At 69.8% G+C, this 19,959-nt stretch carries 20 protein-coding genes; 7 read left to right on the top strand and 13 right to left on the bottom strand.

Annotated elements, in window-relative coordinates:
- Nucleotides 1-11: 11 nt before the first annotated feature.
- From U6958_RS31210 to U6958_RS31180, 7 genes are read right to left on the bottom strand one after another with little or no spacing between them, the layout of a single operon-like run.
- Entirely contained in the window at nucleotides 12-599 is a 588-nt protein-coding gene (locus tag U6958_RS31210) for an alkylhydroperoxidase domain protein (RefSeq protein WP_074920797.1), read from the bottom strand.
- The gene (locus tag U6958_RS31205; RefSeq protein WP_074920795.1) at nucleotides 596-1,288 is read right to left on the bottom strand and encodes a CMD domain protein; all 693 of its coding nucleotides are present in this window, start codon (nucleotides 1,286-1,288) and stop codon (nucleotides 596-598) included. Before U6958_RS31205 ends, U6958_RS31210 begins: the two co-directional genes overlap by 4 nt.
- Nucleotides 1,285-2,397, bottom strand: coding sequence for a putative FMN-dependent luciferase-like monooxygenase (locus tag U6958_RS31200; protein ID WP_074920785.1), 1,113 nt, complete (start codon nucleotides 2,395-2,397; stop codon nucleotides 1,285-1,287). The genes U6958_RS31205 and U6958_RS31200 overlap by 4 nt, the downstream gene beginning before the upstream one ends.
- Nucleotides 2,378-4,069 carry an ABC transporter ATP-binding protein gene (locus tag U6958_RS31195; RefSeq protein ID WP_074920783.1) on the bottom strand — a complete coding sequence of 564 codons (1,692 nt, stop codon included), beginning with the start codon at nucleotides 4,067-4,069 and terminating at the stop codon, nucleotides 2,378-2,380. The genes U6958_RS31200 and U6958_RS31195 overlap by 20 nt, the downstream gene beginning before the upstream one ends.
- The gene (locus U6958_RS31190; protein WP_074920781.1) at nucleotides 4,066-5,034 is read right to left on the bottom strand and encodes an ABC transporter permease; all 969 of its coding nucleotides are present in this window, start codon (nucleotides 5,032-5,034) and stop codon (nucleotides 4,066-4,068) included. Before U6958_RS31190 ends, U6958_RS31195 begins: the two co-directional genes overlap by 4 nt.
- The gene (locus U6958_RS31185; RefSeq protein ID WP_047326315.1) at nucleotides 5,031-5,978 is read right to left on the bottom strand and encodes an ABC transporter permease; all 948 of its coding nucleotides are present in this window, start codon (nucleotides 5,976-5,978) and stop codon (nucleotides 5,031-5,033) included. The genes U6958_RS31190 and U6958_RS31185 overlap by 4 nt, the downstream gene beginning before the upstream one ends.
- Before the next feature lie 28 nt (nucleotides 5,979-6,006).
- Nucleotides 6,007-7,680, bottom strand: coding sequence for a TIGR04028 family ABC transporter substrate-binding protein (locus U6958_RS31180; RefSeq protein WP_074920779.1), 1,674 nt, complete (start codon nucleotides 7,678-7,680; stop codon nucleotides 6,007-6,009).
- A gap of 251 nt (nucleotides 7,681-7,931) precedes the next feature.
- Between U6958_RS31180 and U6958_RS31175 the strand changes: the two genes are divergently transcribed.
- The 3 genes from U6958_RS31175 to U6958_RS31165 all read left to right on the top strand — a co-directional run bounded on the left by U6958_RS31175 (nucleotide 7,932) and on the right by U6958_RS31165 (nucleotide 10,719).
- The gene (locus U6958_RS31175; RefSeq protein WP_034400151.1) at nucleotides 7,932-8,483 is read left to right on the top strand and encodes an OsmC family protein; all 552 of its coding nucleotides are present in this window, start codon (nucleotides 7,932-7,934) and stop codon (nucleotides 8,481-8,483) included.
- Between the two features lie 23 nt (nucleotides 8,484-8,506).
- A complete protein-coding gene (locus U6958_RS31170; RefSeq protein ID WP_074920777.1) occupies nucleotides 8,507-9,346 on the top strand; it encodes a VOC family protein in 840 nt (279 codons plus the stop codon).
- 116 nt (nucleotides 9,347-9,462) lie between these two features.
- Nucleotides 9,463-10,719: an Hsp70 family protein gene (locus tag U6958_RS31165; RefSeq protein WP_016450731.1), complete on the top strand. Its 1,257-nt coding sequence runs from the start codon at nucleotides 9,463-9,465 to the stop codon at nucleotides 10,717-10,719.
- A gap of 168 nt (nucleotides 10,720-10,887) precedes the next feature.
- On the opposite strand, the gene rsmI is transcribed toward U6958_RS31165, so the two are convergent.
- Nucleotides 10,888-11,829 carry a 16S rRNA (cytidine(1402)-2'-O)-methyltransferase gene (rsmI, locus tag U6958_RS31160; RefSeq protein ID WP_012202992.1) on the bottom strand — a complete coding sequence of 314 codons (942 nt, stop codon included), beginning with the start codon at nucleotides 11,827-11,829 and terminating at the stop codon, nucleotides 10,888-10,890.
- On the opposite strand from rsmI, the gene U6958_RS31155 reads away from it, so the two are divergent.
- From U6958_RS31155 to U6958_RS31145, 3 genes are all read left to right on the top strand, one after another.
- Complete coding sequence (locus U6958_RS31155) at nucleotides 11,829-12,245, top strand: YraN family protein (RefSeq protein WP_074920775.1); 417 nt, start codon at nucleotides 11,829-11,831, stop codon at nucleotides 12,243-12,245. The genes rsmI and U6958_RS31155 overlap by 1 nt on opposite strands.
- A gap of 73 nt (nucleotides 12,246-12,318) precedes the next feature.
- Complete coding sequence (locus U6958_RS31150) at nucleotides 12,319-12,927, top strand: SIS domain-containing protein (RefSeq protein ID WP_016451992.1); 609 nt, start codon at nucleotides 12,319-12,321, stop codon at nucleotides 12,925-12,927.
- The gene (locus U6958_RS31145) at nucleotides 12,924-13,655 is read left to right on the top strand and encodes a BON domain-containing protein (protein ID WP_046238859.1); all 732 of its coding nucleotides are present in this window, start codon (nucleotides 12,924-12,926) and stop codon (nucleotides 13,653-13,655) included. Before U6958_RS31150 ends, U6958_RS31145 begins: the two co-directional genes overlap by 4 nt.
- Before the next feature lie 199 nt (nucleotides 13,656-13,854).
- On the opposite strand, the gene U6958_RS31140 is transcribed toward U6958_RS31145, so the two are convergent.
- The 4 genes from U6958_RS31140 to U6958_RS31125 form a co-directional block, all read right to left on the bottom strand.
- Complete coding sequence (locus tag U6958_RS31140) at nucleotides 13,855-14,766, bottom strand: NAD(P)-dependent oxidoreductase (RefSeq protein WP_016450726.1); 912 nt, start codon at nucleotides 14,764-14,766, stop codon at nucleotides 13,855-13,857.
- Nucleotides 14,767-14,866: 100 nt separating this feature from the next.
- Complete coding sequence (locus tag U6958_RS31135) at nucleotides 14,867-16,003, bottom strand: PilT/PilU family type 4a pilus ATPase (protein ID WP_016450725.1); 1,137 nt, start codon at nucleotides 16,001-16,003, stop codon at nucleotides 14,867-14,869.
- A gap of 129 nt (nucleotides 16,004-16,132) precedes the next feature.
- Nucleotides 16,133-16,765, bottom strand: coding sequence for a cyclic nucleotide-binding domain-containing protein (locus tag U6958_RS31130; RefSeq protein ID WP_017406039.1), 633 nt, complete (start codon nucleotides 16,763-16,765; stop codon nucleotides 16,133-16,135).
- Between the two features lie 31 nt (nucleotides 16,766-16,796).
- On the bottom strand, nucleotides 16,797-17,840 hold the full coding sequence (locus U6958_RS31125; protein ID WP_016450723.1) for a type IV pilus twitching motility protein PilT: 1,044 nt from the start codon (nucleotides 17,838-17,840) through the stop codon (nucleotides 16,797-16,799).
- A gap of 37 nt (nucleotides 17,841-17,877) precedes the next feature.
- Between U6958_RS31125 and U6958_RS31120 the strand changes: the two genes are divergently transcribed.
- A complete protein-coding gene (locus U6958_RS31120) occupies nucleotides 17,878-18,603 on the top strand; it encodes a YggS family pyridoxal phosphate-dependent enzyme (RefSeq protein WP_047326312.1) in 726 nt (241 codons plus the stop codon).
- Between the two features lie 59 nt (nucleotides 18,604-18,662).
- On the opposite strand, the gene U6958_RS31115 is transcribed toward U6958_RS31120, so the two are convergent.
- A complete protein-coding gene (locus U6958_RS31115; protein ID WP_074920773.1) occupies nucleotides 18,663-19,946 on the bottom strand; it encodes a branched-chain amino acid ABC transporter substrate-binding protein in 1,284 nt (427 codons plus the stop codon).
- Nucleotides 19,947-19,959 lie beyond the last annotated feature (13 nt).

Below are 19,959 nucleotides of genomic sequence, written 5' to 3'. Positions count from 1 at the left end.
GGCGAAAGCCCTCATGCGGTGGTCCGTGGCTCGCCCAGCGACAGCATGAGCCGGTTGGCCCAGTTGAAGAAGGCCGTGCCGTGCAGCACATCGGAGATGGCGGCATCGTCCAGGCCGGCGGCGCGCAGCGCATCGATGTGGGCGGGCTCCAGCGCAGGCGGCGTCTGGGTCAGCGCCACGGCCGCCGTGACGATGGCGTTCCAGCGCGGTCCCAGGTCCGTGCCCGGACCCTCGTCGAGCAGGCGCTGCACGTCGCCGCCCCGGCGCGAGAAGTGCGTGGCAAAGCGCGTATGGACCGAGGCGCAGTAGATGCAGCCATTGGCGCGCGAGGTGGCAGCGGCCGCCAGCTCCCGCTCGGCACGCGGCAGGCCGGCGTCGGGGTTGTAGAAGATGTCCTTGTCGGTGCGTGTGCGTGCGCCCAGCGTGTCGGGGTCGCGCGCCAGCAGGCGGAAGTAGGGGGACTGCGCGCGTGAGGCATCGACCAGGCCTGCATGGTGGCGTTCGGTCAGCTCGCTTTCGTCTAGCGGCTCAATCCATGGCAGCCAGTCGAGCTGTTCCTGGGTGAAGACCTGGGGAGCGGCGGAGTTCGTTGAGGTCATGGCTGGGCTTGCAGGGTGGGTTGATGGGCTGCCGGGGACGCGGGGCGTGCAGCCAGCACGCGCAACCCCGCCACCACGCGGATCTGGAAGGACAGGAAGGACGCCAGCTGGGACACGATGACGATGTCCGTCTCGCTCCAGCCCGCCTGTTGCAGCGCCTGCAGGGCCCCGGCGCTGGCGTCGCGCGGGTGGTAGGCCAGCAGGTGCGCATGGGCCAGCGCCGCGGCCAGGCGCGCGCCCAGCAGCGCGGCATGGGCCGGGTCCACGGCATAGGCGGGGCCGCTCTGGTCTTCGCGGCTCAGCGGGCCTGCCGGGTAGCGGCCGTACGGCCCGTGCGGGCCGCTGCCGGGCTGAAGGCTTTGTGCACGGCCCCGCACGACTTCGGATGCCACGGCGGCAGCCAGTTCCGCCTCTTCGGCCGCCAGCGCCTTCGCATAGAAGACGGCGCTGCGCGGCTCGCCATGCAGCCCGGCCGTGAAGGCGGCCAGGGCCAGCCGCTCGCGCAGCGAGACCGTGCCGGGCACGGGCTCGGCGGGCGTGAACAGGGCGGCAAAACTCTGCTGGGCCTGCGTGCGCGCCTCGGTGCGGTGGCGGCGCACGCGGTCCAGGGCGCTGCCGGGGGTGATGCCGGCGAGGTGGTCGATGACGTCGTCCGGAAAACGGGGCTGTACGGTGGTGTTCATGGTCATGCGGCTTGCAGCAGTCCGGCCCGGGCTGCGGGGAGGGAAGAGGGTGCCTGCAGATCTGCACGGCGCCAGCCCAGGGCTGGTGCCACATGGGCGGCCGTCAGCTCGATGGAGCGCAGGATGGCGTCGTGCAGCGGGTCGATGGAATGCACCTGGAAGACGATGTCGCTCACGCGCGCCAGCGCCGTGTCGGCGCGCAGCGAGGCGATGACCTCGTCGGGCGTGCCCACATGCACGTCGTAGGCGGCGATGAGATCGGCCAGCGGCGCCTGCGGATCGACGCGGGCCGCCCACTGCGAGGGCTGGGCGGCATGGCGCCGGGCCACGCGGCGCAGGCCGGCCTCGGCCCAGCGCAGCGCCTCGTCGTGGCGGTCGGCCACGAACAGCGTGCGCGAGCCCAGGATGCGCGGCGCCCGCCCTGCGGGCAGGCGGGCAAGGTAGGCGTCGATGATGGGGTTCTGGATCTCGGATAGCGTGGCCTGCGGCGCGCCTTCGGGCCGTGGCTGGGTGCGCGACAGCATCAGGCCGTCGCCGTTGGCCCCGGCCCGCGCGCCGCCCTCGGCCGAGAACGTGGCCTGCCAGACGCGCTCCAGCAGCTGCGGCGCGGCCGGGTACAGGCGCACGCCGCCGGCCAGCGCACGCCCGGCCCAGGCGTCCTGCAGCACGCCGAAGTTGCGTGCGAAGACGGCGCCGCGCTCGGCGCCCTGCACGCCAAAGGCCTCGAAGGATTCGGCCGTGCCGCCCGTGCCCAGGCCCACTTCCAGGCGGCCGCCGGTCAGCAGGTCCAGCACGGCCGCATCCTCGGCCACGCGCAGCGCGTTTTCCAGCGGCAGCGTGATCACGCCCGTTCCGATGCGGATGCGCCGCGTGCGCGCCGCCACATGGGCCAGGAAGACGAAGGGCGAGGGCAGGCCGCCCTCGCTTTCATGGAAATGGTGCTGGGCTACCCAGGCCGAGTCGAAGCCCTGGGCCTCGGCATGGGCGATCTGCTCGGCCACCAGGCGGTAGCGCTCGCCGGCCGGCACATCGTCGAGCAGGCGGCTGAAGAAGCCCAGGCGCGGGCCGGTTCGGGAGCCGTGGCCACGGTTGGTATCAGGCGGGGTGAGGGACAAAATCAATGCTCCTTTTGCCGGGAATGGCGTCCATGAGTTCGCGTGTGTAGTCGCTGGTGGGGCGCTGGAACACCTCCTCCACGCTGCCCGCGTCCACCACCCGGCCCGCGCGCAGCACCGATACCGTGTCGGCGATCTGGCGCACCACGGCAAGGTCGTGCGAGATGAAGAGATAGGTCAGCCCCAGGTCCTGCTGCAGCTGGGCGAGCAGGGCCAGGATCTGCGCCTGCACCGTCACGTCCAGGGCCGATACGGCCTCGTCCAGCACCAGCACCTGCGGCTGCAGCACCAGGGCGCGCGCAATCGCCACGCGCTGGCGCTGGCCGCCCGACAGCGCATGCGGGCGCCGCTGCAGCACGGCGGCCGGCAGGCCCACGCGCTCCAGCATGTCGTGCACGCGCCGGCGGCGCTCATCGGCCGGCAGCGGGTCGAAGTTCAGCAGGGGCTCCTCGATGATGTCGAACACGCTCTGGCGCGGGTCCAGAGAGCTGAACGGGTTCTGGTAGACCAGCTGCACGCGGCGGCGCAGCTGGCGCAGGGCCTCGCCGCGCAGGCCCGTGACCTCGGTGCCTTCGATGCGGATGCGGCCCGCCGTGGGCCGGCCCAGGCCCACGATGGCGCGGATGGTGGTGGTCTTGCCCGAGCCCGACTCGCCCACGATGGCATGCGTGCTGCCCCGGCGCACGCGCAGCGACACGCCGTCCACGGCGCGGAAGATGCCGCGCCCGTGGGCCGAGGCATGGCCGGGGGCCGCGAACTCGTGCACCAGGTCCTCGACCTCGATGGCCCAGTCATCGGTGGTGGCGGGCCTGGGCGTGCGGCGCGGTGCGGGCGCCAGCGAAGGCGCATCGGCCAGCAGCCGCCGCGTATAGGCGCTTTGCGGATTGCGCAGCAGCTCCAGCGTGGGGCCCTGCTCCTGGATGCGGCCGCCCTGCATGACGACCAGGCGGTGCGAGCGGTCGGCCGCCACGCCCAGGTCATGCGTGACCAGCAGCACGGCCGTGCCGGTCTCGCGGCGCAGCGCGTCGATCAGGTCCAGGATGCGCCGCTGCACGGTCACGTCCAGCGCGCTGGTGGGCTCGTCGGCAATGATGAGGGCGGGCCGCAGCGCAATCGCAATGGCGATCAGCACGCGCTGGCGCATGCCGCCCGACAGTTCGTGCGGATACTGGCGTGCGCGCAGCGCGGGCTGGGACAGCCCCACGCGGGCCAGCAGCTCCAGCACGCGCGCCTGCACGGCCGTGCGGTCGCGCAGTCCGTGGATGCGCAGGATCTCGCCCACCTGGTCGCCCACCGTGCGCACGGGGTTCAGCGACATGGTGGGGTCTTGCGGCACCAGGCTGACCACGCGGCCGCGGATGGCGTTCCAGCGTGCGGCCGGCCAGCCCGAGACCTCGGTGCCCTGCAGGCGGATGCTGCCGTGCTCGCGGTGGCCGTTGTCGGCCAAAAGGCCGATCACGGCCTGCGCCGTGGTGGTCTTGCCCGAGCCCGACTCGCCGACCAGGGCCACCACCTCGCCCGGCGCCACGGAAAACGACACGCCGTGCACCACGCGCTGCGCCTGGCCTGCGGCATCGCGGTAGGCCACGGCCAGGTCCTGCACTTCGAGCACGGGGGCGGTGGTTGCCACCGCTGGTGCGGCGTGGATGCGTTCCTCGATGGCGGCGCTCATGCAGGCCTCCGAGCGAAGGCCGTGGCGATGCGGTTGGCCGCCAGCACCACGGCCACCACGATCAGGCCCGGCGCCGTGGTCAGCCACCAGGCGGTGGCGATGTAGTTGCGGCCCTCGGCGATCAGCAGCCCCCATTCGGGCGTGGGCGGCGGCGCGCCGTAGCCCAGAAAACCCAGGGTGGAAATCGCAAGGATCGCCGAGCCGAACTGCAGCGCGGCCATGGCGATGACCGAGGTCAGCGAGTTGGGCAGCACATGGCGCCACAGCACGGCGGCAAAGCGCCCGCCGCTGCCAAAGGCGGCCTCCACGTAGTCGGAGCGGCGCACGCGCACCACCTCCGAGCGCACCAGGCGCGCGAAGCTGGCCACCGAGACCACGCCCACGGCAATGGCCGCGTTGATGGTGCCAAAGCCCAGCACGATGATGATGGTCAGCGACAGCAGCAGCGAAGGCACGGCCAGCAGCACATCGACCAGGCGCATCAGCGCATCTTCCGTGCGCCCGCCCGTGGCCCCGGCCAGCAGGCCGATCAGCGTGCCCACGGCCAGGCCCACGCCCACGGCCACGAAGGCGCCCGACAGCGAATGCACGGCGCCATGCACCACGCGCGCCCACAGGTCGCGCCCCAGCGCGTCCGTGCCCAGCCAGTGCGCGGCGCTGGGCGCCAGCAACTGCTGGCCGGCCTGGCCCGCGATCGGGTTCTGGTGGGCAAACCAGCCGGGCGCCAGCGCCCACAGCGCGGCCACGGCAATCACCAGCCAGGCCAGGGCCAGCGTGGGTGGCAGGCGCTTCAGGGATTGCAGGCGGGCCGGCAAGGCGAAGCTGCGGTGCGGGGCGGCTGGCGCAGGGGCCAGGGACGACGCTGGCAGCGCCGTGGGAATGGGAATGGGAATGGGAGTAGGAGTGGCGGGCGCGGCCTGGGCATCCAGGGCCGGGGAAAGAGCGCTTGAGACGGCAGTGTTCATGGCCGGTTCTCCACGGAATGGCGCAGGCGCGGATCAAGCAGCGGGTACAGCAGATCCACGGCGAGGTTGATGAGTACGAAGGCGGCGGCCGAGACGACCACCACGGCCTGGAGCACGGCCGTGTCCTGGTTGCCCACGGCCTGCTGGGTCAGCGTGCCCAGGCCATTGAGGCCGAACACGGCCTCCGTCACCACGGCGCCGGCCAGCAGCTCGCCGAACAGCACGCCGGCAATGGTCAGCGTGGGCAGCAGGGCATTGCGTGCCACATGGCGCAGCAGCACCCAGCGGCGCGAGGCGCCCTTGGCCCGCGCCACGGCCACGAAGGGCTGGGCCAGCACGGCGTCGATATTGCGCAGCAGCACCTGGGCCAGCGGCGCCGAGATCGGCACGGCCAGGGTCAGCGTGGGCAGCACCAGTCCTTCCCAGGGGCCGGGATTGATCACGGCGATCCAGCCCAGGCGGAACGACACCACCTGGATCAGCATGATCCCCAGCCAGAACACGGGTACCGAGACAAAGACCGAAGGCAGCGAATACAGCGCGTTGCGCAGCCAGGCAAAGGGCGCCAGGCTGGCAGCCGCCGCCAGCGCCACGGCCAGCAGCGCGGCTGCGACAAAGCCCAGGGCCGCGAGCTTGAGCGTGGGCGGCAGGCTGGTGGCCAGGCCCTGGCTCACCGGCACGCCGGCCTGCAGCGAATAGCCGAAATGGCCCGTGAGGAACTGGCCCAGCGTGTGCAGGTACTGCTGCCACACGGGCTGGTCCGAGCCGTAGGCCGCGCGGATGTCGGCAATCTCCTGCGGGCCCAGGCCCAGCTCGGGGTTCAGAAACTTGATCAGCACGGCGTCGCCCGGCAGCAGCTGCAGCAGGATGAACGAGACCGTGAAGGCCGCCCACAGCACCAGGGCGGCCTGTGCGATGCGGCTGAGCAGATAGCGGCGCGGCATGGGAGCGGTTCCTCAGGGTGCGATCCGGTCAGCGCCTGGCCAGCCAGGTGCTGTAGAAGCTGGGCCGGCCCACGGCCTCGAAGCCCACGTCGCGCACCCAGCCTGCGCCCGCAAAGGCCTGGGGTTCCTCGAAGATGGGGATCACATAGGCCTGGTCGATCAGGTAGTTCTGCACCTCGCCGGCCAGCGCCAGGCGCCTGGCGGCATCGGTCTCGGCCGCGAGGGCGTCGAACAGGCCGTTGAGCTTGGTGTCCTCGAAGGACTTGACCTTCTGGCTCACGCCGCCCTTTTGCAGCAGCACGTTGCGGTTGGTCGGGTAGTAGTTGCTCTTGATCACGTCGGGATCGGCGCGGCCCACCATGCCGGGCAGCACGCCGGTCTTGTCGGGGTCCAGCGTGTCCACGGCGCGGCTGCCCGCGTCGCCCGACAGCACGTTGAGCTTGACGCCGATGCGCGCCCACTGCTGGGCCACGAGCTGCAGCGTCTCCTTGTTCTGCGGCTGGGGCAGGGACTCGTAGGTGGACAGCACGAAATCGCGGCCGTCCTTCTGGCGCAGGCCGTTGGCGCCCAGCGTCCAGCCGGCCTCGTCCAGCAGCTGTTTCGCCTTGGCCTCGTCATAGGCCAGCTTGGCCGACAGGTCCACGAAGCCGGCCGCAGTGGAGGCAATCACCGAGCGCGCCTGCGGATAGCGCGGCGAGAACAGCGTCTCCACGATCTCCTTGGCATTGGTGCCGTGCAGCAGGGCCTGGCGTACCTTCAGATCGGCCACCAGGGCGTTGTCGGGGCGGATGGCCACGCTGTTGTTCACGCCGCGCGTAGGCGGGGCGTAGATGCTGAACTTCTGGTCCTCGACGCGCTTTTCGTCGTAGGCCTGGATCTGGCGGATCAGCCCGGCCTGGCCGGCCAGCAGCGCGCCGATGCGCACGCTGTCCTCGGGCGTGACGATGAACTTCACCTCGTCCAGCCGCGCGCGGCCCTGGTGGGCCAGCTTGGCGGGACCCCAGGCGTAGTCCTTGCGCACCTTGAGCACCAGCTCCTTGCCCAGCGTCTCGCTGGCCACCACGAAGGGGCCGGAGCCGATGATGCGCGTGGCGTCGCCCAGCTCCTCGAAGGGGCGGTCCAGCGTGGCCGGCGAGACCAGGCCCGAGCCGATCACCGAGGTGCCCTGCAGGAAGCCCGGCGAAGGCTTCCTGAAGAAGAACTTCACCGTCAGTGGGTCGACCACTTCGCTGCGCTCGTAGTTGTTGATCACCTCGGACACGGGCTGCTTGAGCGCCTTGTTGCCCAGGCCATAGGTGTCGAAGTTGCGCGCCACGGCTGCTGCGTCCAGCGGCGTGCCGTCGGAGAAGGTCACGCCGGGGCGCAGCTTGAAGCGGTACTCGGTGGCGTCGGCATTCACGGTCCAGGACTCGGCGATCCAGGGCTGGATCTCCAGCGTTTTCGGGTCCTGGTAGGTCAGCTTGTCGGTGATCTGGTTGAGCACGCCGCCGTTGGGATAGAAGCCCCCGGCCGGCGGATAGAGGTTGGTATGGGCCTGCTGCTCCAGGTAGACCAGGGTGCCGCCTTCCACGGGGCCAGCAGCCGCGCCTGCCTGGGCCGTATCGGCCTGCCTGGAGCACGCCGCCAGCAGCAGGCTGCTGCCCGCCAATACCGCTATCGCGGCCTTCCATGCCGCCTGACCCGCCTTCGATTGGGAAAACACGTTCGTACCTCGCCGCCGCTGGGGCGCTGAAAAACAAGACTGCCGGCCACAGGACCGGCTCCATGTTTTTCATGCTATCGATGCCAAATATTTGCGCTCATATATCGAGTTGCATCGTTATTTGGAAAACGACTAAGGGATGGGTGCCCCGCATATCTGTCCAGTGCATAAGCGCAGACGGATTCGTTTGTTTGCCGCGCATGCGGCGGTCCCAACAATGGGCTGGTACTTCCTTCACCGAAAGCCCGTCCATGAGCCATCTCAACGAATACCTCGCCGAAAAGCGCGCCGCCGTGCTCGCCCGCAGCGCCGCCGTCGCGGCCGGCACGGCCCAGCCCGCCCACCTCAAGGCCCATGTGCGTGCCGAGGGCCGCAGCGGCGTGCGCCGCCTGCGCATACGCGAGCACCAGGTCATCAGCGACAGCCCGCCCGACTTCGCGGGCTACAACCTCGGCCCCAGCTCGCCCGAGCTGCAGCTGGGCGTGCTGGGCACCTGCGTCACCCACATCTTTCTGATCCAGGCGGCCGAGCGACAGGTGCCCGTGGAGAGCCTGGAGGTCGAGGTCACGGGCATCATCGACCCGCGCGGCGGCAGGCCCGGCCACGAGGCCACGCCCATCTGGCCGCATGAGATCGGCTACACCGTGCACATCGACTCGCCGGCCAGCCGCGCCGAGATCGATGCGCTGTTCGAGGCCGTGGAGCGCACCTGCCCCATCCTCAACCTGCTGCGCAATCCGCAGAACATCCGCGCCGAAGTGCGCCACACCGACTCCAGCGCCGCCGCGCGCCTGGCGGCCTGAACACCGTGCGAAGCACCCCTGCCATGACCTTGCCACTCGACCACATCGTCATCGCGGTCCAGGACCTGGAACGCACCATTGCCGACTACACCGCGCTGGGCTTCAACGTGCTGCGCGGCGGCGAGCATCCGGGCCGCTCCACGCACAACGCCCTGGTGGTGTTTGCCGACGGCGCCTACTTCGAACTCATCGCCTGGCGCGCGCCCGCGCCCGAGGAACGCTGGTGGCAGCAGCTGCAGCGCCATGGCGAGGGCATTGTCGATTTCGCGCTGCTGCCCACCGAGACCGGCGCCGTGGTTTCCGCCGCCCAGGCGCGCGGGCTGGACTACGAGGCGCCCTACGAAGGCGGCCGCCTGCGCCCCGACGGCGCGCAGCTGCGCTGGCGCAACGCACGCGCCCGCAGCCAGGACCTGCCCTTTCTCTGCGGCGACCTCACGCCGCGCACCCTGCGCGTGCCTGAGGGCGATGCGCGCGTGCATGCCAACGGCGCCACCGGCGTGGCCCGGCTGCACGTGGCCGTGCATGACCTGCGGGCCAGCCTGGCGCGCTGGCGCGCGCTGCTGGGCGAGGGCGCCGACATCGGCGAGGCCCGCCTGTCGGCCGATGGCGGCGCCTACCGCGCCTCGCTGAAGCTGGGGGGCACGGGGCCGGGCGCCACCGAGCTGGTGCTGTCTGCCCCAGCCCAGGGTGTGGCCACGGGCGCCCTGGGCCACCGGCTGGCCACGCGCGGCGAAGGCCCTTATGCGATCGGGCTGGACGTGCGGCGGACTGCGCCTGCACGGGCACTGGACGAGACCGCCACGCATGGCGTGCGCATCGTGCTCGCCCAGGATTCCCTGCCCCGGGAAACCGCTGCCGCCTAGGCGCAATGCGCGGGCGATAGAATGGCGCCCCGCTGACACCCATGCCCACTCCGGTGGGCGTTTTCGTTGCAGCCGCTGCAGCCTTCGCAGGCTGCCGTGGCGCGGCGCCGCTTGCCATGACGACTGCTTCCTCTCCTGCCACGCTGGGCATAGATTTCGGTACCTCCAACTCCGCCATGGCCTGGCGCGCGCCCGGCCAGCCCGCACGCCTGCTGCCGCTGGAAGGCGATGCCTGCGGCATGCCCACGGCGCTGTTCTTCCATACGGATGAGCACAGCACGCATTTCGGGCGCGACGCCATGGCCCAGTACCTGGATGGCGAGCCGGGCCGGCTCATGCGCTCGCTCAAAAGCCTGCTGGGCAGCGCGCTGCTGCAGGAAAAGACGGCCGTGCACGACCAGCTGGTCAGCTACCAGGATGTGATCGGACTGTTCCTTCGCCGCGTGGCCGACCGGGCGCGTGCCTCGCTGGACGGGCGCCTGCCCGAGCGCGTGGTGCTGGGCCGGCCCGTGCACTTCGTGGATGACCATCCCGAGCGCGACCGCCAGGCCCAGCAGGCCCTGGCCGACGCCGCGCGCGCCGCCGGCCTGGGCGAAGTGGATTTCCAGATGGAGCCCATCGCCGCCGCGCTGGACTACGAGCAGCGCCTCACGCAGGAATCCGTGGTGCTGGTGGTGGACATCGGCGGCGGTACCTCCGACTTCACCGTCGTGCGCCTGGGGCCCGAGCAGGCCGGCCGCCGCGACCGCCGCGACGACATCCTGGCCACCAGCGGCGTGCACATCGGCGGCACGGACTTCGACCACCGGCTCAACCTGGCCCAGATCATGCCGCTGCTGGGCTACCGCCACACCGGCCCCAGCGGCCGCGAAGTGCCCAGCCGCGTGTTCTTCGACCTCTCGACCTGGCACCTGATCCAGTGGCTGTACTCGCCCAAGGCCCTGGCCGAGGCGCGCAACCTGCGCACCGACTACAGCGACCAGCGCCTGCACAAGCGCCTGATGGACGTGCTGGAACTGCGCGAAGGCCACCGCCTGGCCGCCGTCGTGGAGCAGGCCAAGATCGAGGCTTCCACGCGCCATGCCGAGTCGCCCATCGAGCTGGGCTGGCTGGAATCGGGCCTGTCCGCCGCCATCTCGCCCGAGGTGCTGCACGAGCAGCTGCAAGGCCCCCTGCAACAGGTCGTGGCCTGTGCCCAGGATTGCCTGCGCCTGGCCGGCGTGGCGCCCCAGGCGCTGGACGCCATCTACCTCACGGGCGGCTCGTCGGCCCTGCGCACGCTGCGCGATGCGCTGCGCGAGGCCTTCCCCGGCGTGCCGCAGGTCGAGGGCGACCTGTTCGGTGGCGTGGCCACCGGCCTGGCGTATGCATAAGTCCCCCTGAGCGGCTGCGCCGCTTCCCGTTGCACGGCGCCCCCCTCTCGCTACGCGGGGGGCGTACGGGCAACCGGCGACACCCTCGCGGCGGGGCGGCGCGGCCGGCGTAGGCCCTTGCTCGGTGTCCCTGAGGGTGAAGGCCACTGTGGTGCTGCCGCCTTGGGCTTAATCCTCTATCGGGTCCTCCTCGGCGGCCTGCTTGATCGCCAGCGCGGCGTCATAGAGGCGGTTGCGCGGTGCGCCCGTGATCTCGGCGGCCAGGCGCACGGCCGTCTTGGTGGGCAGCTCGGCCAGCAGCAGGCGCAGCACGCGCAGGGCGTCGGCGTCGGCCTCATCGCCACCCAGGGCCACCGGGTGCAGCACCACGGCGAACTCGCCCTTGCTGCGCTGGGGCACGGCCTGCAGCCAGGCCGGCAGCGCGCTGGCGGGCATGGTGGCAATGTCCTCGAACTGCTTGGTGATCTCGCGCGCCAGCGTCACCGGGCGCTCGCCCAGCGTGGCCAGGGCGGCGGCCAGGTCGGCAATGCGGTGCGGCGCCTCCAGCAGCACGGTGCAGCGCGGCTGCAGCGCCAGTTGCTGCACGGCAGCCAGGCGCTCGGCCGACTTGGTGGGCAGAAAGCCTGCGAAGACGAAACCTCCCTCGCCCTGCGAAGGCGTGACCGCGCCGGCCACGCTGATGGCGGCCGTGATGCTGCTGGCGCCGGGCAGCGGAATGCAGCGCAGGCCCGCGGCCTGCACGGCGGCGCACAGGCGTGCGCCGGGGTCGCTGACGCCGGGTGTGCCGGCATCGCTGACATAGGCGATGCGCTGGCCCTGCTGCAGCCGGGCCACGATCTGCTGTGCCGCCTCGGCCTCGTTGTGCTGGTGCACGGCCAGCAGCTGGCTGCCGGGGCGGTCCAGTCCATAGGAGCGCAGCAGGCCCTGGGTGTGGCGCGTGTCCTCGCAGGCCACGCAGTCCACCAGCTGCAGCACATGCAGGGCGCGCAGGCTGATGTCGGCCAGGTTGCCTATGGGGGTGGCCACCACGTAGAGGGCGCCCTGCGGATAATGCTGGGATGCCGCAGCATCCTTGGCTGCGCCCAGCGCGGTGGCGAAAGAGGTAGTCAATGGGTTTCCTTGCGAAAAAGCCGGCAGGCGCGGGGCCGTCTGCCCTCACGACCCGGCACCGGGGCCAGCAGGCCGAGGATGCGGCGCTGGCCCATCTGCAGGCGGCCGGCCTGCGTCTGGTCGAGCGCAATTATCGGACGCCGGGGCGCGGCGGCGGCGAGATCGACCTCATCGTGCAGGCGCGCGACGGCACCGTGGTCTTCGTCGAGGTGCGCAGCCGCGGCACGCGCGCCTTCGGCGGTGCCGGCGCCAGCATCGGTGCCACCAAGCAGCGGCGCGTCGTGTTTGCCGCGCGCCACTACCTGATGCGATGGGCCGCGCCGCCGCCGTGCCGCTTCGACGTGGTGCTGGTCGAGCCTGGCGCCGGGCCTGCCGTGCAGTGGCTGCAGGCCGCCTTTGACGCCGAAGGCGCCTGATCCGTTACCGCTGCAGCACAAATAACGCCTGGCTACGAAAGACTTCAGGGGCGGCAGTTATCATCGGGCCTCCATGCTTGAGCAACGTATCCAACAGCATTTCATCGACAGCGCCGACCTGAAATACCAGGCCGCCCAGGCGCTGAGCCAGCCCATTGCGTCAGCGGTACAGGCCATGCTGGCCTGCGTGACCAGCGGCGGCAAGGTCCTGGCCTGCGGCGCTGGCGCCTCGGCCAGCGACGCCCAGCTCTTCGCCGCCCTGTGCGTGGCCGGTTTCGAGCGCGACCGGCCCGAGCTGGCCGCCGTGGCCCTGGTGTCCGACGGTGGCCTGCTGGGCACCGTGGGCGCCACGGGCTCGGGCGGCAACGCCACCCAGTACCTGGCGCGCCAGATACGCGCCCTGGGCCAGCCCGGCGACCTGCTGCTGGTGCTGTCCGCCACGGGCAACGACGTGGCCGTGCTGGAGGCCCTGGATGCCGCCCATGAGCGCGACATGATGGCCGTGGTGCTGACCGGCCGCACGGGCGGCTCCCTGGCCGGCCGCGTGCGCGAGACCGATGTTCTGATCTGCGTGCCGCATGACCGTGCGGCGCGCGTGCGCGAAACCCATACGCTGGTGCTGCACTGCCTGTGCGACGGCGTGGATGCCCAGTTACTTGGTGAACAGGAGATGCCTCTATGAAGTTCCGTTGGTCCCGCGCCGCCTGCGGTGTGCTCGCCGTTGCGTCCCTGGGCGCCGCCCTGTCGGGCTGCGTCGCCCTGGTGGGCGGCAGCGCCGTGATGGCCGGCATGTCGGTGGCGGACCGCCGCACCACCGGCACCCAGGTGGAAGACCAGGGCATCGAGCTGCGCGCCAACAACCGCATCTCCGAAGTGCTGGGCGACAAGGCCCATGTCAACGTCACCAGCTACAACCGCCAGGTGCTGCTGACCGGCGAGGCCGGCAACGAGGCCGACCGCCAGACCATCGAGAAGCTCGTGCGCGAGCAGCCCACGGTGCGCAATGTCTTCAACGAAGTGGTGGTGGCGCCCTTCACCTCCACGCTGAGCCAGCGCTCCAAGGACACCCTGATCACCACCCAGGTCAAGGCCAGCCTGCTGGACGCCAAGGACATCCAGGCCTCGGCCTTCAAGGTCGTGACCGAGAACAAGGTCGTCTTCCTGATGGGCATCGTCACCCCGCGCGAAGCCAAGCGCGGCGCCGAGATCGCCCGCGGCATCAACGACGTGACCAAGGTCGTGCGCGTGGTGGAAGTCATCTCCGAGGACGAACTGGCCCGCATGCAGCCGCAGTCCGCCCCCGTGGTCACCGACGACTCCGGCAAGGCCGCCGCAGCCAGCGCTCCCACCAGCCTCTCGGAAAGCAGCCTGTCCACTCCCGTGGGCGCCACCGCCACCCCGGTGAAGTGATCACCGCCGCCTGAAAGCAAAAGCCGGAACATGTTCCGGCTTTTTGTTTTGGACATAGGAAGATCTCGTTCCTCAGGGCATAGCACTTGAATCTGGCAGGGCCTAAAGCCAGGGACACCAAGCAAGGGCCGCCCCGCAGCGATGGTGTCGTCCCCCTCCCTTGCGAAGCAAGTAGAGAGGGGGAAGCGGCGTAAGCCGCTCAGGGGGTGAGCCTCTTGATGAGGCTGGAGGTATCCCAGCGCCTGCCCCCCATCTGCTGCACATCGGCATAGAACTGGTCCACCAGGGCCGTGACGGGCAGGCGGGCGCCGTTGCGCTGTGCCTCGGCCAGCACCAGGCCCAGGTCCTTGCGCATCCAGTCCACGGCAAAGCCGAAGTCGAACTTGCCTTCGGCCATGGTGCGGCCGCGATTGTCCATCTGCCAGCTCTGGGCTGCGCCCTTGCCGATGACGTCGAGCACGGCGGGAATGTCCAGGCCCGCGTGCTGGCCGAAGGCGATGGCCTCGGACAGGCCCTGGACCAGGCCGGCGATGCAGATCTGGTTGACCATCTTGGTGAGCTGGCCGGCGCCGCTGTCGCCCATCAGCGTGCAGGCGCGCGAGAAGGCCATGGCCACGGGCTGCATGGTGGCGAAGGCGGCCTCGTCACCGCCGCACATCACGGTGAGCTGGCCGTTCTGGGCGCCCGCCTGGCCGCCCGAGACGGGCGCGTCGATGAACTGCAGGCCCAGCTCCAGCCCGGCCGCATGCAGCTCGCGCGCCACTTCGGCCGATGCCGTCGTGTGGTCGGCAAAGATGGCGCCGCGGCGCATGCCCGCGAAGGCGCCGTCCGGCCCCAGCACGACCGAGCGCAGGTCATCGTCATTGCCCACGCAGCTGAACACGATGTCGGCGCCGGCCACGGCCTCGCGCGGCGTGGCCGCATGGCCGCCGTTGAACTCCTCGCACCAGGCGCGGGCCTTGGCCTGCGTGCGGTTGTAGACCGTGACGCGGTGGCCTGCCGTGGCCAGGTGGCCGGCCATGGGATAGCCCATGACGCCCAGCCCCAGGAAGGCTACGGAGAGGGGAGCGATGGCCGCATAGCTGCGGGCGGCGATGGAGGAGTCGGACATGGGGGATTCCTGAGAGGTGGTGGGAGCGGGTGGCGCAGGGGCGCGCGGTGTGCGGCCCTGGAAGGAGCCGGTGTCCCGGCTCGGCGCGCTGAAGGCGCGTTCAGACGATGGCGAAATGCTCGGTGCCCGCCGCCAGGTCCAGCGACTTGGCGCGCTGGCTGCCCAGCTTGATCTGCAGCCGCAGGTCGTTGACCGAGTCCGCATTGCGCAGGGCATCCTCGTAGGTGATGAGGTTGGACTCGAACAGGTCGAACAGCGCCTGGTCGAAGGTCTGCATGCCCAGGTTGCGGCTTTTCTTCATGATCTCCTTGATCTCGGTGACTTCGCCCTTGAAGATCAGGTCGGAGATCAGCGGCGAGTTGAGCATCACCTCGATGGCGGCCACGCGCCCCTTGCTGTCCTGCTTGGGCAGCAGGCGCTGGGAGACCATGGCGCGCAGGTTCAGCGACAGGTCCATCAGCAATTGCGGGCGGCGCTCTTCGGGGAAGAAGTTGACGATGCGGTCCAGCGCCTGGTTGGCGCTGTTGGCGTGCAGCGTGGCCAGGCACAGGTGGCCGGTTTCCGAGAAGGCGATGGCGTGCTCCATGGTCTCGCGGTCCCGGATTTCGCCCATGAGGATCACGTCCGGTGCCTGGCGCAGGGAGTTCTTGAGCGCTGCTTCCCAGCTGTCCGTGTCCAGGCCCACCTCGCGCTGCGTGACCACGCAGTTCTTGTGCGGGTGCACGAATTCGATGGGGTCCTCGATGGTCACGATGTGGCCGTAGGAATTCTCGTTGCGCCAGTCCACCATGGCGGCCAGCGTGGTGGACTTGCCCGAGCCCGTGGCGCCGACCAGGATGCACAGGCCGCGCTTGGTCATGGTCACTTCCTTGAGCACCTGGGGCACGCCCAGGCTGTCGATGGTGGGCAGGGCCAGCGGAATCGTCCGCATCACCATGCCCACGCGGCCCTGCTGGATGAAGGCGTTGACGCGAAAGCGCCCGATGCCCGGCGGCGAGATGGCGAAGTTGCACTCCTTGGTGCGCTCGAAATCGGCGATCTGCTTGTCGCTCATGACGGAGCGCGCCAGCGTCAGCGTGTGCACCGGCGACAGCGGCTGCGGCGACACCTTGGTGATGCGCCCGTCGATCTTGATCGCCGGCGGGAATTCCGCCGTGATGAACAAGTCGCTGCCGTTGCGGCTGACCATGAGCTTGAGCAGGTCGTTGATGAACTTGGTGGCCTGATCTCTTTCCATTGCCGTATTCCCCCGGGCATTGCGCACCGTCGTGGCGCGCAGGTTGTTTTGTTATGTGCAGGTGGTCCGGTCCGGCCCGGATGGGCCAGGCGTCCTCATATTCGACTCATTCGCCGACTCATTCGCCATCTAAGTGTGCTGCTCCTCGCCCAGGCGCACGCTGATGGCACGCAGCCGGAACGAGAGCTTGCGCGCCAGCAGCGCCATCAGCTTGGCGGCCAGCGCGGCATCCTTGACCATCATTTCGTCCAGCGCCTCGGCGCTGAGCACGCCGATCTCGCAGTCGGTCAGCGTGGTGCAGCTGGAAAAGCGTGGCCCGCCGTCGAGCAGCGACATCTCGCCGAGGATGTCGCCGGGCCGTGTCTGCGCCAGGCGCATGCGCTCGCCCCAGGGCTGCTGGCGCTCCACGGCGATCTGGCCGGACAGCACCACCGCCATGAAGCTGCCGTTCTCCTCCTGGCGGATCACGTCGCGCTGCGGCGCCACGGCCGCGTAGATGAAGTATTCACTGAGCCGCTGCAGGCTGGCCGCATCCAGCTGGCCCAGGTAGCGGTCGCGCGACCACAGCTGCTCCAGCTGGGTGACGCTGCCGCGCGGCAGCCGCGTGGCGCCCACCTCGATGGCGCGCGCCTCCCAGGGAACGGGAGGCGTGTGCGGGTCCATGAAGCCATGCGCCGCCAGCGTGGTCGTGAAGAAGGCCGACTCGGAGGCCGGGGCCGAAGGGTCCTGGCCGCTTCGCAGCTTGCGGAAAATGCTTTTCATGGCGCGTGGCGAGAGGCTGGGCCGGTGGCGGTCAGCCCGGGAAGTTGTCCGGTATCTTGGCCTTGGCGCGCGCTTCGGCCGGGCTGATCAGGTTGCGCCGCACCAGATCGGTCAGGTTCTGGTCCAGCGTCTGCATGCCCACATTCTGACTCGTCTGGATGGTGGAGTACATCTGGGCCACCTTGGCCTCGCGGATCAGGTTGCGGATGGCGCTGGTGCCCAGCATGATCTCGTGGGCCGCGATGCGGCCCTGGCCGTCCTTGGTCTTGCACAGCGTCTGCGAGATCACGGCCTGCAGCGATTCGGAAAGCATGGCGCGCACCATCTCCTTTTCCTCGGCCGGGAAGACGTCGATGATGCGGTCGATGGTCTTGGCGGCGCTGGAGGTGTGCAGGGTGCCGAAGACCAGGTGGCCCGTCTCGGCCGCGGTCATGGCCAGGCGGATGGTTTCGAGGTCACGCATTTCGCCCACCAGGATGGCGTCCGGGTCCTCGCGCAGCGCCGAGCGCAGGGCGGCCGAGAACGACTGTGTCATCGGCCCGACCTCGCGCTGGTTGATCAGGCACTTCTTGGAGTCGTGCACGAATTCGATGGGGTCCTCCACCGTCAGGATGTGGCCGTACTCGGTCTCGTTGAGGTGGTTGACCATACCGGCCAGCGTGGTGGACTTGCCCGAGCCCGTGGGGCCGGTCACCAGCACCAGGCCGCGCGGCTTCAGGGCCAGGTCGGCGAAGATGCGCGGCGCGTTGAGCTGCTCCAGCGTCAGGATCTTGCTGGGAATGGTACGGAAGACGGCGGCCGCGCCCCGGTACTGGTTGAAGGCGTTGACACGAAAGCGCGCCAGGCCCTCGATCTCGAACGAGAAGTCCACCTCCAGGAACTCCTCGTAGGCCTTGCGCTGGGAGTCGCTCATGATGTCGTAGACCATGGCGTGGACCGTCTTGTGGTCCAGCGGATCGACATTGATGCGGCGCACATCGCCGTGCACGCGGATCATCGGCGGCAGCCCTGCGGACAGGTGCAGGTCGGAGGCCTTGTTCTTGACGCTGAAAGCCAGCAATTGGGTGATGTCCACGGAGTTCGCTCCCTCGTTTGGTACGCTGGCGGCAATTATGACGACGATTGAAAACAAGCTTCAACAGATTCACGAACGGATTGCCTCGGCCTGCGCGCAGGCGGGCCGGGCGGCCGGCTCGGTGCAGTTGCTGTCCGTCTCCAAGACCTTCGGCGCCGACGCCGTGCGCCAGGCCGTGCTGGCCGGCGAGCGCAGCTTTGGCGAGAACTACATCCAGGAAGGCGTGGACAAGATCGCCGCCGTGCGCGCCATGGGCCTGCCGGGCGGCGAGGCCCTGCAATGGCATTGCATAGGCCCCATCCAGAGCAACAAGACGCGCCTGGTGGCCGAGCATTTCGATTGGGCCCAGACCGTGGACCGCCTGAAGATCGCCGAACGCCTGTCGGCCCAGCGCCCCGAAGGCCTGGCGCCGCTGCAGGTCTGCATCCAGCTGAACGTGGATGGCGGTGAGACCAAGGCCGGCGTGGCGCCTCAGCAGGCGCTGGAGCTGGCCGCCGCCATCGTGCAGCTGCCGCGCCTGGTGCTGCGCGGCGTGATGAGCATTCCCGACGATGTGCCGGGCTTCGAGGCCCAGCGCGAGGTGCATGCCCGCGCCACGGCCGTGTTCACGCAGATCCGCGGCAGCGGCCTGCCGGGGCTGGAGCGCTTCGACACGGTGTCCATGGGGATGACGGGCGACCTGGAAGCGGCCGTGGCCGCCGGATCGACCATGGTGCGCGTGGGCAGCGGCATCTTCGGCCAGAGAAACTACGCCCCGCGCTGAGCGGGGCGTAGCTGGCGGGATACTCAGCCTCAGCCTCAGCCTCAGCCTCAGCCTCAGCCTCAGCGGCTGCCGGGCCGCTTCATCTGGCAGTCCGTGGGCAGCTCCACCTGCTCGGGCGTGTAGACGGCGTCGGTGCGAAAGCCGTAGTTCGTGCCTTCCCAGCCGGTCTTGACCAGCTTGCCATCCACGGGCGCGATGGTGTTGACCACCTGGGGCAGCAGCAGCTGGTGGTCCTTGCCGCGCATGCGCACGGGGCCTACCACGGTGTCCATCTGCAGGTCCTCCAGGGCCAGCGCGATCTTCACAGGTTCGGTGGACTGTGCCTTGGCCATGGCGGCGGCCAGCATGCGCGGCACCAGGTCCATGCGCGGGGCCAGGAAGTCCTTGCCCATGCGGGCCTTGTATTCCTGGGCGCGGGCGTCGGCCAGCGGGCGGCCGGCCTGGCCCGGGTGCCATTCGGCCACCCAGGTCAGCTGGCCGATGCGGGTCTGGGCGAAGGATGTCACCGTGCCCGGCATGCCGCCTGCGCTGTGGTTGAAGTAGCGCAGGTCATAGCCCGAGTCGGCCGCCGACTTGAGCAGCAGGGTCAGGTCCTGCCCCCAGTTGCCCGTGATCACCGAGTCCGCACCCGTTTCCTTGATCTTGGCCACGTAGGGCGCGAAGTCCTTGACGCGGCCTATGGGGTGCAGCATCTCGCCCGTGAACTGGATGTCGGGCCGGGCCGCGCTCACCATCTGGCGCCCGTAGGCCGCCCACTGCTTGCCGTGGGCGTAGTCCTGGTTGAGCAGGTAGACCTTGCGGATGCCCGGCTGGGTCTTGATGTAGCTGGCAATCGCCTGCATGCGCATGGCGGTGTTGGCATCGAACATGAAATGCCAGAAGCTGCAGGCCTTGCCCGTCAGCTCGGGGTCTATGGAGGAGTGGTTGAGCACCAGCACCTCCTTGCCCGGATTGCGCTGGTTGTGGCGCGAGGCCGCCTGCACCAGGGCTGCCACCACCGACGAGCCCGATCCCCCGGTCACCACCACGCGCGCGCCCTGGTCTAGGGCCGCCTGCAGCGCGGCCTGGCTTTCCTGGGCCGAGAGCTTGCTGTCGAACTGCAGCAGCTGCAGCTTCGCCCCGTTGAACAGACCGCCCTTGGCGTTCACGTCCTCGACCGCGTACTGCACGTGGTCGCGCATCAGCTCGCCCGTGCTGACGAAGGGGCCGGACAGCGGATCGATGAAGGCAATCTTGAAGCTGTCGGTTCCCTGGGCGTGGGCGGCCGTGCTGCACAGCAGGGCGGCGGCGAGTGCCATGGATGGCTGGGAATATCGTCGGATGCAATGGCGGCGGATCGGCATGTCTTGTCTCCTC

Source organism: Delftia lacustris, assembly GCF_040267515.1.
Taxonomy (GTDB): Bacteria; Pseudomonadota; Gammaproteobacteria; order Burkholderiales; family Burkholderiaceae_C; genus Comamonas; species Comamonas tsuruhatensis.
The sequence above is the reverse complement of the archived record's forward strand: the minus strand, read 5'-3'. Positions and strand labels throughout refer to the sequence as shown.